Origin of the sequence: Methanosarcina barkeri MS (genome assembly GCF_000970025.1) — an archaeon.
GTDB lineage: Archaea > Halobacteriota > Methanosarcinia > Methanosarcinales > Methanosarcinaceae > Methanosarcina > Methanosarcina barkeri.
The window spans coordinates 2,991,850-3,009,033 of the sequence record NZ_CP009528.1 but is presented as its reverse complement, the minus strand read 5'-3'; the positions used below and the strand labels follow the sequence as shown (position 1 = coordinate 3,009,033).

The 17,184-nt window shown below is 38.5% G+C and carries 9 protein-coding genes and 1 pseudogene; 4 read left to right on the top strand and 6 right to left on the bottom strand.

The genetic code is table 11. The features are described from left to right. Positions 1-121 precede the first annotated feature (121 nt). Both MSBRM_RS22130 and MSBRM_RS12045 read left to right on the top strand, forming a co-directional pair. The gene (locus MSBRM_RS22130; protein WP_176722138.1) at positions 122-241 is read left to right on the top strand and encodes a hypothetical protein; all 120 of its coding nucleotides are present in this window, start codon (positions 122-124) and stop codon (positions 239-241) included. Continuing rightward, on the top strand, positions 228-1,682 hold the full coding sequence (locus MSBRM_RS12045; protein ID WP_048116454.1) for a phytoene desaturase family protein: 1,455 nt from the start codon (positions 228-230) through the stop codon (positions 1,680-1,682). Before MSBRM_RS22130 ends, MSBRM_RS12045 begins: the two co-directional genes overlap by 14 nt. Before the next feature lie 260 nt (positions 1,683-1,942). On the opposite strand, the gene MSBRM_RS12040 is transcribed toward MSBRM_RS12045, so the two are convergent. The 3 genes from MSBRM_RS12040 to MSBRM_RS12030 all read right to left on the bottom strand — a co-directional run bounded on the left by MSBRM_RS12040 (position 1,943) and on the right by MSBRM_RS12030 (position 5,079). Beyond that, positions 1,943-2,476 carry a tRNA (cytidine(56)-2'-O)-methyltransferase gene (locus tag MSBRM_RS12040; protein ID WP_048116456.1) on the bottom strand — a complete coding sequence of 178 codons (534 nt, stop codon included), beginning with the start codon at positions 2,474-2,476 and terminating at the stop codon, positions 1,943-1,945. Between the two features lie 58 nt (positions 2,477-2,534). After that, on the bottom strand, positions 2,535-4,055 hold the full coding sequence (locus tag MSBRM_RS12035) for an AMP phosphorylase (protein ID WP_048116459.1): 1,521 nt from the start codon (positions 4,053-4,055) through the stop codon (positions 2,535-2,537). A gap of 808 nt (positions 4,056-4,863) precedes the next feature. Continuing rightward, entirely contained in the window at positions 4,864-5,079 is a 216-nt protein-coding gene (locus MSBRM_RS12030; protein WP_048116462.1) for a hypothetical protein, read from the bottom strand. Between the two features lie 1,968 nt (positions 5,080-7,047). Between MSBRM_RS12030 and MSBRM_RS12020 the strand changes: the two genes are divergently transcribed. Beyond that, on the top strand, positions 7,048-8,505 hold the full coding sequence (locus tag MSBRM_RS12020) for a cobyric acid synthase (protein ID WP_048116468.1): 1,458 nt from the start codon (positions 7,048-7,050) through the stop codon (positions 8,503-8,505). A gap of 1,421 nt (positions 8,506-9,926) precedes the next feature. Then, positions 9,927-12,722 (top strand): PocR ligand-binding domain-containing protein, encoded by a 2,796-nt coding sequence (locus MSBRM_RS12015; protein WP_048116470.1) that lies wholly within the window; start codon positions 9,927-9,929, stop codon positions 12,720-12,722. 638 nt (positions 12,723-13,360) lie between these two features. Here the strand turns inward: MSBRM_RS12015 and MSBRM_RS12010 are convergent. From MSBRM_RS12010 to MSBRM_RS11995, 3 genes and pseudogenes are all read right to left on the bottom strand, one after another. Then, entirely contained in the window at positions 13,361-13,789 is a 429-nt protein-coding gene (locus MSBRM_RS12010) for a PKD domain-containing protein (protein ID WP_048116472.1), read from the bottom strand. A 750-nt stretch (positions 13,790-14,539) separates the two neighbouring features. Continuing rightward, positions 14,540-15,846 (bottom strand): annotated as a pseudogene (locus MSBRM_RS12000) (IS4 family transposase). A 114-nt stretch (positions 15,847-15,960) separates the two neighbouring features. Continuing rightward, on the bottom strand, positions 15,961-16,782 hold the full coding sequence (locus MSBRM_RS11995) for a class I SAM-dependent methyltransferase (RefSeq protein ID WP_048116479.1): 822 nt from the start codon (positions 16,780-16,782) through the stop codon (positions 15,961-15,963). Positions 16,783-17,184 lie beyond the last annotated feature (402 nt).

The following is a 17,184-nucleotide window of genomic DNA, read 5'->3' as shown; positions in this document are numbered from 1 at the left end:
GCGAAAGATCTGTGCACTGGACAAATTTTTGTTAATTAAAGGTTTCCACAAAGTTAAAATCCAAAAGAGAAATTCTAAAATTATGATCAGGTTTTAAGTCGTAACAATTAATACAGTTACATTGGCTAGAAACTTGCCTCACAGGAAAAATATAGGTCATAAAAACATAGGTCGTAAAAACATAGGTCGTAAAAACATAGGTCATAAAAATAGAGGTCGTTTTGGAAATGAAAAAGTATGACGTAGTTGTTGTCGGGGCAGGCATAAGTGGGCTTTTAGCAGCTTTAACGCTTTCTAAACACGGAAAAAAAGTCATTGTTCTTGAAAAAAATCAGCATATTGGAGGAAATTGCAATAGTTACATGGTAGATGGCTATCAGGTAGATACAGGAGTACACGCGATTACCCATCTAATTGAAGGACCTCTGAAGAGGTTGATGGATAATTACTTTGATTTTTTGCCTGTATTTGAGGACTATGGGCATTACTACATTCGGACTGAAAACGCTTTTCTCAAAGTTCCTTCAACCCTGAAAGACTTCGTGACTTTTGAAGTACTTCCGAGAAAAGATAGGCTTATACTCTCTCAGACTCTCACTAAAGCCTTTACACTTTCCTCATTTGGCATAGATCTTTCAGACCAAGCGGTATATGATTTTCTGCCAAAAAGTATTTCAAAGGATACCTATGACTTTGTGGACACGATGTCCATTTCTCTTTCTGGGAAATCTATGAAAGAGACCTCGGCTCAACGTATCCTGTATGGCAGCAATTTTGTCAGGGATAGCATTACCCAGGAACAATTTGATGCTATGATAGGTAAACTGGAATCGAAAAAAACCCAGTCTACAGAATCTATCCTTGCCTCAATCCTTCCGTATCACCTGCATGCTTCTCTTCATGCAAGAATGACCAGGGTTACTCAGCCGTTTGCATCCCTGGAAAGGCTTGCAACAAATGATGTAAACGGTTCTCAGGGCTATCCAAGAAAGGGATTAAAATCCCTGCTAGATGCCATTCTTTACTCCCTTCCGGAAACTGTTGAGATCAAAACGGAATGTGAAGTTAAATCTATTCTTGTACAGGACGAAAAGGTTTCAGGCGTGGAAGCCGATGAAATATATAACTCTGACCTTATTATCTACACAGGTTTTGCAACCGAGCTCCCCCTGCTGATAAAGGATCTTCCCACAGAATATGTTAAAGACCTAAAGGGAATTGTCCACAGTAAAAGCCTGACCATCTGGCTTGGACTGGAAAAAGAGTTTCCCAATTTTAATTATACAGGCTCAGAGATCTGGTTCAAGGATTTCGCCTACTGGGCAACTCCTATAAGTAACTATGACCCCTCGCTTGCTCCAAAGGATAAACAGCTTATTGGATTTTCCTTTGTAATAGATGAAAATAAAAGCGAAGAACACGAGATAAAAAAGGCCTACGATACGATCTTCCGTGCCCATCCAAACATTGAAAGATATATTGATATGCGTCACGAACAGATAATGGTTCCGGAAAAGGCTGCAGTCGCAATTAATGGAAAGTTCGCAGGTATTCGAACTCCTGTTCGGAACCTCTATGTAGTGGGTACAGATACTGACAAGCGCAGCATGGGAATTACCCGGGCTTCGTATTCGATCATAGAGCTGCTGAAGATTCTTAATGAAGATGGGAACCTTCATTAAAGTATAAAGAGAGCCTATCCAAAAAGCCACTTTGTTATCAATCGTTGGGAATTTTCAGAATTGTTTTTATGATCTTGAGCTTGATTGATTATTCGAAATACAAGGTCTAAGAAGCAAATTTCAAGTTTTGGGATGAACTCAGAGATAAAAATCTGAATATAAAAAACCCCAGTCAAAAAAGTAAACAATCCTGAAAAAAGTAAAGGGTTCTGATAAATAGAAGATGCAGGCTGTAAAGAAAAGCTAAAAGGGAGATAGACTTAATCCCTAAGATTTTCTATAACCTTTTTACCCCTTTCTGCTGGTACAATTGTCAGCTCAGCATTTTTGAATTCTCTTTTAAGTGGCTCGCCGTCTGCAATCCTGTCCAGAGTAATTGCAACCGCTGCAACCTCGGAATGGGGCTGGCTTCCAACTGCAACATTCCAGTCCGCAAGCTGATATATTTCCGGAGGCACCTTTTCTGCTCCTACCACGATCATAAGCTTATCACAGCTTTTAAGCTCGTCCGTGACATCGGGAAGATTGATCCCATACATTGAAAGATGGCAGACTTTTCCACCGGCGGCTTTCCATTCCTTGATTTCCTGCTTATAATTGACATTATTCTTAATATAGAAATTTCCGCCCCAGCGGCTGACAACATCTTCAAGAGTTGCTATTATTCCGGGGTCATTTGAGGCAAGGAGCATACCTTCTGCACCGAGCAGCCGGGCAGTTAAGCCTACATGGGTGGTGATTCTTTTATCCCTTTCAGGGCGGTGCCCCAGACGCAGCAAAACAATTCTTTTCATGCTCGTGCTAAAACCCTGCAAGGTATTAAAGTATTTCACTGAAAAAAATAAGAGAAGATTACTGGAACCCGTAGGTTCCGGGAATTCTCTTAAGAAGCATGCCCTCAACAACTATCGGGTTTGTTCTCTGGGCCGTTGTCAATGCGGTATCTAGTTTGAACTCTTTTTCAGCATAGATGGTAAGGATAGGATCTCCCTTCTTAACGGATTCTCCCATTTTCTTGTGAATAGCGACCCCGGCTCCTTTATCATTAGGAGCTCCTGCAAGTCTGGCAATTTCAATTATCCACTTATTGTCAAACTCGATTACATATCCGTCCGCAGAAGCGAGAATGTCGGCAGTATATTGCCCTACCTGGATGTCAGCCGAGGTAATCTTTGGATCTCCACCCTGGGCCTCAATAATCTGTTTCATCTTCTCAAGGGCTTTCCCGCTCCTTAGTGTTTCCAGTGCAACTTCCTTTCCGCGGTCCCTTGGAGCCGCACCTCCCATCTCAAGCAGGATACCCGCAAGAGCCGCACTCTTTTCAATAAGACTGTTCGGGCCTTCCATACTTTCCAGCACTTTCAGGGCTTCCCTGACTTCCAGTGAGGGCCCTACTTTTCTTCCAATCGGAGACGAACCATAGGTAATTGCACATTCAACGTTCATTCCAAGCCTGTGCCCGAGGTTAATCAGGTCTCTTGCAAGTTTTTGTCCCTCCTGAACAGTTGGAACTTTTGTGCTTGGCCCGACCGGAATGTCCATTACTACATTGTCTGCTCCGATAGCTCCTTTTTTTGCCATAATCGAGGCAAGCATCTGGTAGTAAGGGTCAATGGAGAGAGGGTATTCAATCCTTATGAGCTTGTCATCGGCAGGCGCTATATTTGTGGCTCCACCCCAGACAAGTGCACCCCCGACTTTTTCGGTAATCTCTTTGACTTCCTGAGAGCTGAACTCTACCGGACAGAGTACTTCCATAAGGTCAGCAGTTCCTCCTGCTCCTGTAATCGCCCTGGAACTCGTCTTTGGAATAAGAAGCCCATTTGCAGCGATAATAGGAACAACAAGAAGGGAGATCTTGTTTCCGGGCACTCCTCCTATCGAGTGTTTGTCCATTATAGGATGAGTGTCAAACTCAATCGTGTCTCCGCTCTCAATCATAGCCCTTGTAAGCCATTCGACCTCGTCGTCGGTCATTCCGTGAATATAAGAAGATGTTATAAAAGCCGAGAGTTCGATCTCGCTGAGATTTTCTTCCACGATATCGTTTACGAGTGTTTTAATCTCTGCCTGCGCAACAGGTTTTTTATCCATCATTTTCTTGATCACGGATGTGGATTTTGAACGGAATGCCGGAACAACTTCCACCGGCTTATCCCAGGACACAAAGTGCTCATATACCTCGGAAAAAACGCCCAGCGTGCCTGGAGGAACCAGATCATCCGTTGTATCCACAATTGCAGAAAGGCTCTCATGCCCGCGAATACGTACCCTGTCCCCCGGATTAACTCCAAGTTCCTTTGCGTCGGCAATATTTAGTAATATCTTGTGCTGCCCTATTTTTATGTTAAAATGTTCTAACTTCAATTGCATGAGTAAACTCCCTCCGTTTCGTTCTTGTTATGAGTGTAAATCTGTAACTGAAATTTGTTTCCCTGGAGTTCAGACTTTCTGTTTGTTCCCTTATCTGAAAAACTGACAGCCCAGCCTGAAAAACATAGTAGATTAATAACAAATGTGAGTAATAAATGTAAGTTATAGTGTAAAATATAAATGCTGAACTGAGAACATATTGACCTTCATATTATTTTAAAATAATTCTGTAAAAAACTTTAGGAAACTAAAAATAAAGAGATTAAAATGAATACTATTTTAAGAAATTTTGCAGAACCGCCTTTATAATGTCGTCAGTAAATTCAAAAGATTTCGAAAAAGATTGGCAGTGTTTCAAATTTGCTGTAAATTTGAAGTAAAGTTTTTGCGTTCTATGGAGAAAATTGATCTCTCTATATGGAATTTTCTACCACGCAACTTCTTGAAATTTGTGATTTTACCGAAAAATTGGCACACGGTCAGATTCCTTTAATAGTTTAAATTAATCTTGAGTAACGAAAGAATAGAGATTAATGGAACAAATTAAACTGGAATAGTACTTTTTTACTTTTAGAATATTGTCCTCATTAGTTAGTGTTTATCAGTTAGTGTTTATTAGTTAGTGTTTATCAGTTAGTGTTTATTAGTTAGTGTTTATTAGTTAGTGTTTATTAGTTAGTGTTTATTAGTTAGTGTTTATTAGTCAGCTTTTAGTTAGCACTTAGCCATTATTTAAAATTACTCAGTTACCATTTAGTTGTATTTCATCTAAATTCATCTTAATCTTCAAAGTTACTCATTTATTCAGTTATTTTTCATAGTTGCGCCTGGACAGGGATACAAGACCTTTTGCAACTCCCAATCCGATAATTCCTATCAACACTGCGGTTAAGATAACCATAAGCAGGTTTTCCTCATCAGCAAATTTGAACATGAAGTAAAATAAAATAATATCTATTACTGCTCCAATGCCCACCAAAGCTATTGCCGGGCCTCCTAAAACTTTCCCAGTATCCCTGCCCATTTTCCGATCCATCCCGAAGTAATTATCATCAAATTAAGGTTTAAGGTTTATAAATATCTGTATTAAATAATTATAGATTAAGGTTCAAAGCTTATAAAATATCTGTATTAAATAATTATTTAATTGATTTTTAATAAAGATGAACTCTTTTAGTAAACTTTTTTGTAACAGGAACCGGAGGTGTGAACTCATGGATAAAGTAAACCTATAGCTAAGCGTAATGGTTCCTGAGATTTATCAGAGAATTGAAGTAATTGCATATAAATCTTAGGAAATTACAATCATTCAGGTTCGCATAGACAGGAAGCTTCAGACTCTGAGAATAGGTTATCTAAAAACAGAAAAGTAAACGAATACGGCGGAATTTTTTAGTATAGCAGCATAGAGTTATTTTCAGTACGACAGCATGAAATTATGAATATGGCGGTAGGCATCGATTTTAGAGCTTTATCAGTAAACAGATAAAATATTCAGCAAATTATTAATTTACAGTAACTAAGTTACTAGTTCTCAACAGAGATGTGTATTTTCCGGAAGTCGTCCCAAGAAGCCAAATTCGTTAAAAAATTAAAATTAGAGAAATTCGAGGCATAAAGATACGTAATACTCCCTTGCGATTCTCTTTAGCCAATCCGGCACAATGCAATATCTGTCAACTATGAGCTCATTCAGGTAGTACAGAGACTCCTCGGTTTTACAGTCACAGAGTCGCCTTACGGCCGTTCTTCTTCCCCACGCAGATCTTTCATCATCCAAAGCTTCAAGGTAAAGCTGATATTCCCTACTGTTTTCCATTACATTAAAAATATCTGCCAATCAATATAAATATTTGTATTGAGCTTCAATTTAAAATACCTCCTGAATTAAAATATGTTATAGATGTACCTATAGGAACCTTTTCCTGTAGATTATTTCAGAGATTAAAGGATTAATAAGTCAAAAGAGAAAGATAAATTAAAAAGTAACTAAAATGCAACCGAAAAATTAGCAGAGAACAAACGAAATATAAAACATTTATAACATATTTTACACAGTATCAGACTATTGATCGAATCAATATCTAAAAAAGATCGCAAGGATCTCGTGTTGAAAATATAAAAGATTACTTAAAGTTATACAGAATCGAAAATACAGAATAGGAAAATAGGAAAATAGAATTCTCATACAGTGATCAGCTGATGAGAATTCTGCACAAGGTTTTTGTTCGCTCTTGTTCGCTATGCTTTGGTATGTAAACATCAGCTAAAAACGATATATAATTAACTGGAATTAATTTTTAAATTCAAAGGGATATTGGTTGACGTTGAAATGTTTAATGAGAATGATTATTTTAACAGCGTTACCATTTTTTACTGGATTATATAATTTTTAGAAATAATTCAATAATGGCAAATGTAGAAGAGGAAAACCTATCTGTACTTTATTATTGTCTTTAATCAGTATCTAGTTTCACTTCTAGTTTCACTTATCCATACTGTGGAACTACCTGCTTAAAATACTTGTATAAAATAGTGATTACGTTATTGAAAGTATTCTAGTACTGCGATTCCTAAGTAGGTTCATAAAAATTGAATTTTGAATAGATCCAATGATCATAGATTTTTCTAGGAAATAAGGAATCGATTTTGGAATCAAAACACTAGATGGCAATTGTTCTAAAGATTCCAGGGTTGATTCCGGTAAATGTCATTTCAATGTTATATAATAGAAAGATATCTGAGGAAAAAGTAGTTTTTCAGGTTTAGCTAAAAAGGTAAAAGCCTAAAGTTCGGCCAGTTTTTTAAAGCAGAGAAACAAAACCTGTAGTGAATCCGAAAGTATTTATTCTTTAGTTGAAGTATAAGAAAAGAAATATTAAAAATAAACAAGTTTACTTGACTTTCATCCTCGGGAGAAAAATAACAGCCGATTTATAAGAATTATAAAAGTAAGTTTAAAATAAGTGTTCGAGCAGAAGGTGTGGTAAAAATGGAAAAGAACAGCGTCTTGATCCTGGGAACTGCCTCCCATGTTGGAAAAAGTTCCGTCGTGACTGCCATATGCAGAATCCTTTCAAGAGAATACAGGGTTGCCCCCTTCAAGGCTCAGAACATGAGCCTGAATTCCTGGATTACAAAGGACGGAAAGGAAATCGGAATTGCTCAGGCAATCCAGGCAAAAGCCGCAGGCACTGAGCCCACTGCCGATATGAATCCCGTTCTTCTAAAACCCAAAGGAGACTGCGTTTCCCAGATAATCCTGCTGGGAGAACCTTACGCCGACAGGAGCGCAGGTCAGTACTACGAGTCAATTGCAGAAATGAATGAAGTCCTTGAAGGAGCTCTCAAAAGGCTCTGCAAAGAACATGATATTATTGTCATGGAAGGAGCTGGAGGGGCCGCCGAGATTAACCTCTACGAAAGGGATATTGTAAATATCGGCACTGCAAGGCTCACACAGGCTCCCATAATCCTTGTTGGAGACATAGAGAGAGGAGGCGTTTTTGCAAGCCTCTACGGCACAGTTGCACTTCTTCCAGAAGATGTGCGGAAAAATGTCAAGGGATTTATTATAAACAAATTCAGAGGCGACCTGGAAATCCTGAAGCCAGGTCTGAAACAGCTTGAAGAAAAGACCGGCATTCCGGTACTTGGAGTACTTCCTTATTTCAAGCTTAACATTCCTTCCGAGGACTCGGTTTCACTTGAGGATAAAGAAGCCGAAAAAAACGAAAACGAACTCGAGATCGCAGTCATCCGCCTGCCAAGAATCTCAAACTTTACGGACTTCGAGCCCTTGGAAAGATCTGCAAAAATTCGCTATGTGGAACTTGACGAAGAACTCGGAACTCCAGATGCGATCATGATTCCGGGCACAAAGAATACGGTTAACGATCTGCTCGACCTTAAGGCAAGCGGTATGGCCGAGAAAATCCAGGCATTTAAGGGAAAAATCCCGATTTTCGGGATCTGCGGCGGCTACCAGATGCTCGGTAAGACAATTTATGATTCCGGAGTTGAAAACGGAGTCGAAGCCGAATTCGAAGGTTTGGGGCTTCTGAATATAGGGACAAAGTTCGGAGAATACAAAAAGAGAACAATCCAGGTCACGAAAAAGGTGAATGCTTACGGCCCGATACTTGCTCCAATAGACGGAGAGGAAATAAAAGGATATGAAATCCATATGGGCATAACCGACTCTTGCCGTAACATCTTTGGAAATGACGGTGCAATCGATGAAACAGGCCTGGTAATTGGAACTTACCTGCATGGGCTCTTCGACAATAAAAATATAAGAGACGCCCTTATGCAATACCTCTACGAGAAAAAAGGACTTGAGTACATCCCTGAAAACACCATGACTGAAAGTGATGCCTACGAAGAACTTGCAAATGTAGTCGAGCAGAACCTTGATATGGAAAAACTCTACGAAATAATAGGGATATAAAATATAAATATATGAGAATTGCAGGCATCAGAACCTTCAGGTGTACAAGGCAGAGCACCTGATTAAACTTTTTTTAGAAAAGGTATTGCGCGAAAAAAAAGTGCTGAGCGTAAAAAAAGAACTTGAGCGGTTTCAGGAGCATATTGAGAATATTCGGAACTAAAAACCTGAAATGTTTGGGGACAAAGTATAGTATTCGCGGAGGGTATAACCGGCCTCCAGAAACCACTCAATAATAAATGGTTTACTACCAGTTATTTATGTATTGTGAATTTGTTCTATTATAGTTTCGAATTTAAATATTTATGCTAAATTTCCCTTACTTCTAAACAGGAAAGAATACCTGTGCTCTACTTTTTTCGTTATTTTCCAGTTTCAATAGTTCTAACTAACTATACTACAGACCATCGTGTAAGTGAATTTCCCATTCGGATTTTACTGCCACGAAAAAGAAGTAAATCGCAGGAAAAATAACTCCATCTTTCCTATATTCGCCGCTTCTTACCGGCGATAGCTCTGGCTTTAATCTGCTACGATCTTTGTAGCGACCAGAGACATCAACGACGCTAATAACCTTAACTCTAAAAATTAGTCTGCTTCCCGATTAGTCCACTTCCCGGGCGGAAAGCAATATTATGCCTAAAATTACTTCCTCAGCGCAACCGTTGAACCGCAACCGTTATGCTTTTTGATCAAACCTGAAAAGGTTGAGGATAAGGCTTTCAAAATCAAAGTTGCGCTGGCGCCCTCCCGCTGCAAGCAACGGGATATGTTCGCGTCCCCACTTCAAATTCCGTTAAAGGAGACAATAACCTTAAACAATTTTATTCGTTATCGGTTAAGATACTATCTGTTAGAAACGTGTTACTATTGTCATGTTTTTATGTAAACCTGTAAAGTAAATCAAGATGCGTAGATAATTATAGATCATGTTATGGTTAATTGATTCCTTAACCGAAGACGCATGATGTAAGCCTTCAAACCATAACAGAGGAAGTAACAAAGGCAGATAACATATTTATGACTATTGTTCAGACAGTGAAGAAACTGGAAGTAAGTGCATATCAGTACATATGAGATAGAGTCGGAGGTACATTTGAGATACCATCTCTGGCTCAAATCATCAGAGAAAAAAGCTTAGTGAGTGGAAATTGAGGGATTTCTACTCAATTTGAAGAGGATACTATTTTTTTATTGTTTTTCAAGTTTGGCGATATTACAAGTTTTGAGATAGCATTTAAATTTAATAAACTATATATTTTTTAAATTAAAGAAGATACCCTAGCTTGCGAGTGGGCAAACAAGCGAGTGGGCAAACAAGCGAGTGGGCAAACAAGCGAGTGGGCAAACAAGCGAGTGGGCATAACAATATAGTAAAGTTAGGCATATCGACGTCAGATAGAGAAGCCTGAAGGGGGATTATGACAACAGACCTGGAACTATTTCCGGCAACAAATCCGAATCCTGTGCTCAGTGTGGCAAATGATTGCACTGTCCTGTACTCAAATAAAGCTGGTAAAACCTTATTACATGAGTGGGGTGTGGCAGTAGGAGATAAACTGCCATCCTATGTTGAAGGTATCGTGAAGAACGTAATTTTCCTAAATAGACCCGAAAAAATAAAAATTGAAACGGGAAAAGGAGTTTATTTTGTAGGTTTTTACTCTGTACCTGAAAAAAAATGCGTAAACATTTACGGATTCGATATAAGTGGCTGGAGAAAATTTGAAGAAAAACCTCCTGGACGTGAAGTTGGTGAGGTGGCAAACCTTGAGTTGGCTAATATTATTGATGTTCCAGCGATCCAGTCTCTCATGGATGATTTCTATAGGCTTGTTCATATTCCCATGGGCCTGATCGATCTCAAAGGCAATATTCTTGCAGGCGTCGCCTGGCAGGATATCTGCACAAAATTTCATAGAATCCACCCCGAAACCTGTAAAAACTGCATAGAAAGCGACATAAAGTTATCCGTAGGCGTTCCCCCTGGAGAGTTTAAGCTTTACAGGTGCAAGAACAACATGTGGGATGTAGCGACTCCTGTCATGGTAGGCGGTAAGCACGTTGCCAATATTTTCTCAGGCCAGTTTTTTTTTGAAGATGAACCTGTGGACTATGAGCTTTTCCGATCTCAGGCCAGAAAATATGGTTTCAACGAGGAGGAATACATAGCAGCATTTGAAAAAGTTCCACGGTTAAGTAAGGAAGCTGTAAACAAAAAAATGGCTTTCTTCGTGAAACTTGCCAACATACTCTCACAATTAAGCTACAGTAACTTCAAGCTTTCCCAGTCACTTGCAGAAAGCGAGATCCTGGTGAATAAGCTAGAGAAAAACAGGGAAGATTTCAATCGTGCTCAAACAGTGGGAAATATCGGAAGCTGGAGTCTGGATGTGCGTAAAAACGAACTAGCCTGGTCTGATGAAAATTACCGTATCTTTTGCATCCAAAAAGGTGTCCCTTTAACCTATGAAACTTTTCTTTCAAAAGTTCATCCGGATGACAGGGACTATGTTGACAAGAAATGGAATATGGGATTAGAAGGCGAACCATACGACATCGAACATCGAATTGTCGTAGACGGTAAGGTTAAATGGGTGCGTGAAAAAGCATATATTGAATTTGACAAAGACGGGATGGTAACCGGCGGTTTTGGTATAACACAGGATATAACCGAACGCAAAAAATCAGAAGAAGCCCTTAAAAGAGCACATGATAGTTTAGAAGCAAAAGTTAAAGAACGTACATCAGAGCTTGAAAAAGCTTACGAATCACTGATGGAGGAAGAGAGAAGACTCTCTGAAGCTCAAAAAATAGCTCATGTTGGAAATTGGGACTGGGATCTTAATACCGGTGAAGTTTACTGGTCTCATGAGATGTGCCGTATCTTTGGGTATGCCCCCAAAAAGTTATTTCATACATACAGTGAGCTTTTAAACTTTATACATCCCGAAGATCGAAGCTATGTGGACAATGTCGTTAAAAGTGCTTTAAATCGAGAGTCCTTTAGCATTGATCACAGGATTATCTCGGCTGAAGGCGAAGAGCGTATAGTCCACGCACAGGGTGATGTTGTTTTTGATGAGAAAAAAAGCCCAATTCGATTGAGAGGAACAATTCAGGACATTACAGATCACAAGAAAGCAGAGGAGAAGATCAGGATATTAGCAGATGCTGTGGAATCATCAAATGATGCTATTGTAACAGAGTCTTTCGATGGTACTATTATCAGCTGGAATAAAACGGCAGAGCAGATTTACGGTTATTCCGCCGAAGAAATTCTGGGTAAAAATGTCTCAATACTGGAACCGTATAATCTTAAAGGGAAAATAAAAAAGATAATTGAAAAAGTTAAACATGGAGAAAAAATCCATCATTACAGAACTTTACGGCTAAAAAAGGATGGTACAACAACAAATGTTTCAATAACTTATTCTCCAGTTTTTGACGCTTTTGGAGAGCTGAAGGCTATCTCAGCTATTGCAAGAGATATTACTGAGCAAATAAATGCGGAAAAAATACTGGCAAAAGCCGAAGAAGCCAGAAAAAAAGAAATCCATCACCGAATTAAGAATAATCTGCAAGTGATCTCTTCCCTTCTTGACCTGCAGGCTGAAAAGTTCCGAAGCAGAAAATGTGCTGAGAATGTGGAAGTTCTTAATGCTTTCAAAGAGAGTCAGGACAGAGTAATGTCAATTGCCCTTATCCACAAAGAGCTCCACGAAGGCAAAAGAACCGATACATTAAACTTCTCTGCATACCTTGAAAGGCTTGTTGAAAATTTGTTCCAGACTTATAGAGTTGGAAATGTCAATACGAGCCTGAACATAGAGCTGGAAGAAAACATTTTCTTTGATATGGATGTCGCTGTCCCATTGGGAATAATCATTAATGAACTTGTTTCAAATTCCTTGAAGTACGCATTTTTAGGTAGAGATCATGGAAAAATTCAAATCAAACTTCATAGAGAAGATTCTGCAGAACACGCAAACAAAGAGCAGGGAAGAACTACAGAACATTATAATGACACTGATTTTACTTTAATAGTTTCGGATAACGGGCTTGGTATTACTGAAGATTTCAATTTAGAAGATTCCAATTCTCTTGGCTTACAGTTAGTGGAAGTCCTGGTGGACCAGTTAGGGGGTGAAATTGAACTAAAAAGAGGTTCTGGGACTGAGTTTGTTATAAAGTTCAAAGTACCAGTGCAAAATTGAAAAAATAGTAAAATCGAATTCTCATACAATGATCAGTTGACGAGAATTCATATACTGTTTGTTCGCTATGCTATGCACATAAACATCAGAGGTAAGTAATATATAATTAACTTGAATTAAATTTCAATCGTGTAGATATAGTAGTTGATATTGAATTTTTTAATGAGATTTATTATTTTAACCTCAAATGATCGAGACAGTTAATTACACGTCGAGGATCCTAGTTGCAGAAAAAAGCTATTTTGTAGATAAGCAATCCCGGGTTTTTTTAGAGCCAGAGCCAACCGGCAATGTCGTCAACACTAACAAGAGGTCGTATACCGGTAAATAAAATCGATCTTTCCAGGAACCCAGACCCTGCATGAGAAACTATTTGAAGGGTAGGCTTGCAGTCAGGCTGTAGATAACTGCAAATGCTTCCAGAGAAAAATTCCCTTTATGAAAACAGATTGTGCCGCTGGATTTGGTTTATATCATCCTATTTTTTATTTTTTAAAAATTCCAGTTGGGAGTTAAAAATGAGGAGTTTTTGAGGGCATTTGTTGAGATAACTATTACATAGACTGTATAAAACAAGGAGTATAAAAGTAAAAGTGATAAGTCAACTTTTAACCAAGTCAACTTATGTCTTTTTCAAATTATCTAACAACAATAGTCTTATGAACCCACAACTTCCACTTATAACCAGTGCACTTGATAGTCAGACAACTGATATAAGAACCCTTCTTTGAAAACTTATGTACCGGATTTTTTAGTGATGAAGTAATTTTTGTTCCTTGCTTATAGGTTCCGTCTCCAAAGTCCCATCTGATATATGTCTCTTTACCTCTTGACAGGTCCTTAAATCTTACTAGTCGCGAATCAGTACTCGAAGCGGCTGCCGCTGTATAATCAATGTAATTACCCCCACCAGTTAGACGTTGTGTTGCCGGAGGAGTTCCTGCACCAAGGGGAGTTTTGTATGCATAAACGGATGCAGAGGCTGCTGTAGATAATAAAGTCAACGTCATTAGTACGGTGAAAACAGATATTGCTATGTTCCATATGAACTTTCTATTATTTTTCATACAATTTTCCTCCTGTTTTTTCCATAATTTGATCCGGGTATGCCCGTAATCAAAAATAACAGAATAAATTTACTCAAAAACCACAGGGTAAATTAAAATATAAGCATACTTATTTCCAAGGGAATTAAATAAAAATCCAAATGCGAGTTTAAAGCTTGATAAAGCTTTATTTTTGTTTATAAAACATGATAACAGTATAAATTCATTTATAAATACGCTCAGCTGTTATTATCAAAAAAATAAAGATCATTATAAGTTTATACAATACAAGCTCTTACGAAAGTTCCTTATTGCTCCAGGAGTGCCAGGGTCTAAGAACACCCCGTCTTTTGCAGGTTGTCTGGCAATTCAATTTCAGAGCAAAATATGTAAAAAATAAGGTATCGGAAGCCTTTAAATCAAAAAAGGGAATTGCTATATTACCAATAGTATTTGTTGGACAGCCTCTAAATGCCAGAGTCTTTTCCGGAGTCTTCGTGACTCTCCGCGCTCTCGATGTAATAAAGTTAATCAATCCTTATAGAAACTGAGAACAAGACTGGAAGGAGCAAAAGAATATTAGAACCAGGTTAAGAAGAAAACACAGACTTCCGACGAAATAGGTATTCTTGCTCAGGAGAATATATGGATAAAGAAACAATTAAAGTGCTCAAACGGATGGGAGAAAAATATGAAAAATATCCATTGGTCATCGGTTAAGGATTTATTTCCTTCTTCTGTTACTCTTTTTAGATCCAGTTCTTTCATTTTTTACTCAAACCATTCATCTCTAAATTTTTCTCTGTTTACATGAGGATCTAATGCTTGACTTTCATATACGCTCATTATCGTTTCAAAAGTTCTTTGAATTCCACATCTATGCAGAATTACTGTCAACAAATCCGATGCATTCTCTGCAAATATTGTACTTCAACGTAACTGTGTATATCTAGCCATTTTTTCAGGATAAGTTGTTGAGTTTCTGACAAGAGAATATATTCTTCTGCTAACGATTCGTGTCAATATTGCTGTCCAGATTAGAGCTTCAATTTCCTGCACATTCTTTGTTTCAAGAACGTCTAGTGCGTATTTGCTTTTCAATTCTTTGAAAAGCAGTTCTATGTCCCATCTTGCTCCATATAGGTTTGCAATGTCTTTTGCATTCAAAATATCTTTCTGAATATTTGTGCTATAAATATGGTAATTTTCATCCTCGTCATTATAGACTGCAACAAGACGTACAATCATCTCGTCCTGTTTTTGCTTGCCTTTATGCTCTCTTCTTTTGAATTCTATTTTTACAACTGCATCAATATCTTTTCCAGAAAGTTGCTTAATACATTCACTAACAGGTTTTCCAGCGAACTCTTTGCTTTTTGTCTTAGAAAGTCCCACTTCAACAGAAACAAGAATAGGATCCATATTTTTCCTTATTCTTTAAACAAAATATCCTCCATTTTCCTCAACCCTTGCAAACATCTGAGTTTTGTAAAAACCAAGATCAACAAGCAGAATACGGTCTTTGATCCAGGGACCTATTTTTAATGTCTTTATCTCAGCTGTTTTTTCAGAGTACAGAGCAACGGTTCTAGGTCCGTTAGCAACTGCGCTTATCATAACCCCCACTTTTATGCCTGCAGCTACTGTTCTTGATCTTGCTGCTGGAAACTTGTCTGCTAAAGAAGAGTGAAAACGAACAATTGTGCTGTCCTGAATGACAACATCCTGGAAGGTTTCGAGTTTCTTGCTAAGTTTCCTACCAGGTTCTTTTGCAAGCTCTTCCATGCCATGAATTACACACTGGTGAAGAAACTCAACAAGTTCTGGAGTGAAACGATAGTACCAGCTGCTATCACTTATGGTTTTTCGTGACTCCGTTTCATATTCTCGTTTTAAACTAGCAAGTGTACGCTGCAAGCGGACACCAAAACTGAGAGTTAAAACCCAAAAGATAATGACAGGGTAAATTTTACGTTCACGTACTATAAGACCAGTTTCTTTGGCAGTTTGCCTTAACCACTCTTCGGGAATATTTCCCGAAGAGAGTCTTCAAGAGTAGGTGGGAAACGAGGAGACATAGATTCAAAGAGTATAATATTAGTATAAAAACATATACAGGAGATGGGATTTAATGCTTAACCGATGACCAATGGAAAAATATCATATGTGAAAAATAGTGCGGAAAGTGGGTTTTACAGCCCCGCTTCCGGTTTTGTTGCAATTGCAAACAGTGTAACATTCCCAACACCGGCAACTTCCGAAACTTGTGCTTTCCTGAGTTCTTCAGTAATCTCCTGTCTGATTTTCTCTCTTATCCCGGGAGGAATGTCATTCAGCAACCCCTCAGGGCTGTCTCTCTTTTCCAGATGCTTCAAAAACTCTTCTGGAGAACCATACTGCCAGGGGATAGCCCTTGGCTCGATTGATATGCTGTCAAAGCCCGCATCTGAGAGGAGATCCCGGAGTTCTGTTGCAGTAACCTTTTTCATCCCTCTATGAAATTCCTGATTCCTTTTAATATGATATTTTGCAAGAATAGGATCTGCAAGTGTCTTCATGGTGCTGGAGCTGTTTTTATCAAGTGTGGTCATCCCCACCCTGCCTCCCGGCCGGAGGACCCGGTATATCTCACAGAGGGCAGTTTTCTTGTCGTCAACCCAATGGAATGAGGAACAGAAATATGTATGATCGATTGAATTGTCAGGCAAGAAACTGAGGTCTTCAGCCTGTCCTACTAAAAAACGGATGTTGCTGGAGGAGGCTCTGCTAAATTTTTTCCTTGCAAGTTCAATACGATAAGATGAAGGATCAATACCTGTGAGCTGACCAGCTGATCCTATGATGCCCAGAACATTCACAGCCTGCTGCCCTGTCCCGCAGCCGACATCTAGCACTGAATCACCTTTTTTTATTCCCATCATTTCTATCAGTGTTTTGCCTTTCTGAAACTGATGGTCGCAATTCTGGTCATACTTTTCGGCACCCTCCTGGGACTCCCAGTTAATTTCACTCATTTTCATTCACCTTCTGGAACCTGTTTTTCTTTTGCTGAAATTTGTATATATCCAAAATATCGTTGAATTTTTAGTATTTGAGCTTTCCTCTTCTATATATTTCTTTGTCTGTTAAATGTTATCTCTGGCATTAGTTTTTGCTTTTACAGTTTGGTTTCAACAGTTGAGCTTACTTCAAAGCTGTTGTGCTTACTTCAAAGCTGTTGTGCTTACTTCAAAACTGTTGTTAAACTTACTTCAAGCTGTTCAATTTGTTCTTATCAGACATCTAGAAGGAAAAACACTATCAGTAAAACTCAAGGTTTCTCTTGTTTTTAAGGGTAAAGGAGTTAGCACTACCCTACAGGAAAATCCATAGAATCTGGTTTTTAATCCAGAATATAAAATTGAATGAACTTATTC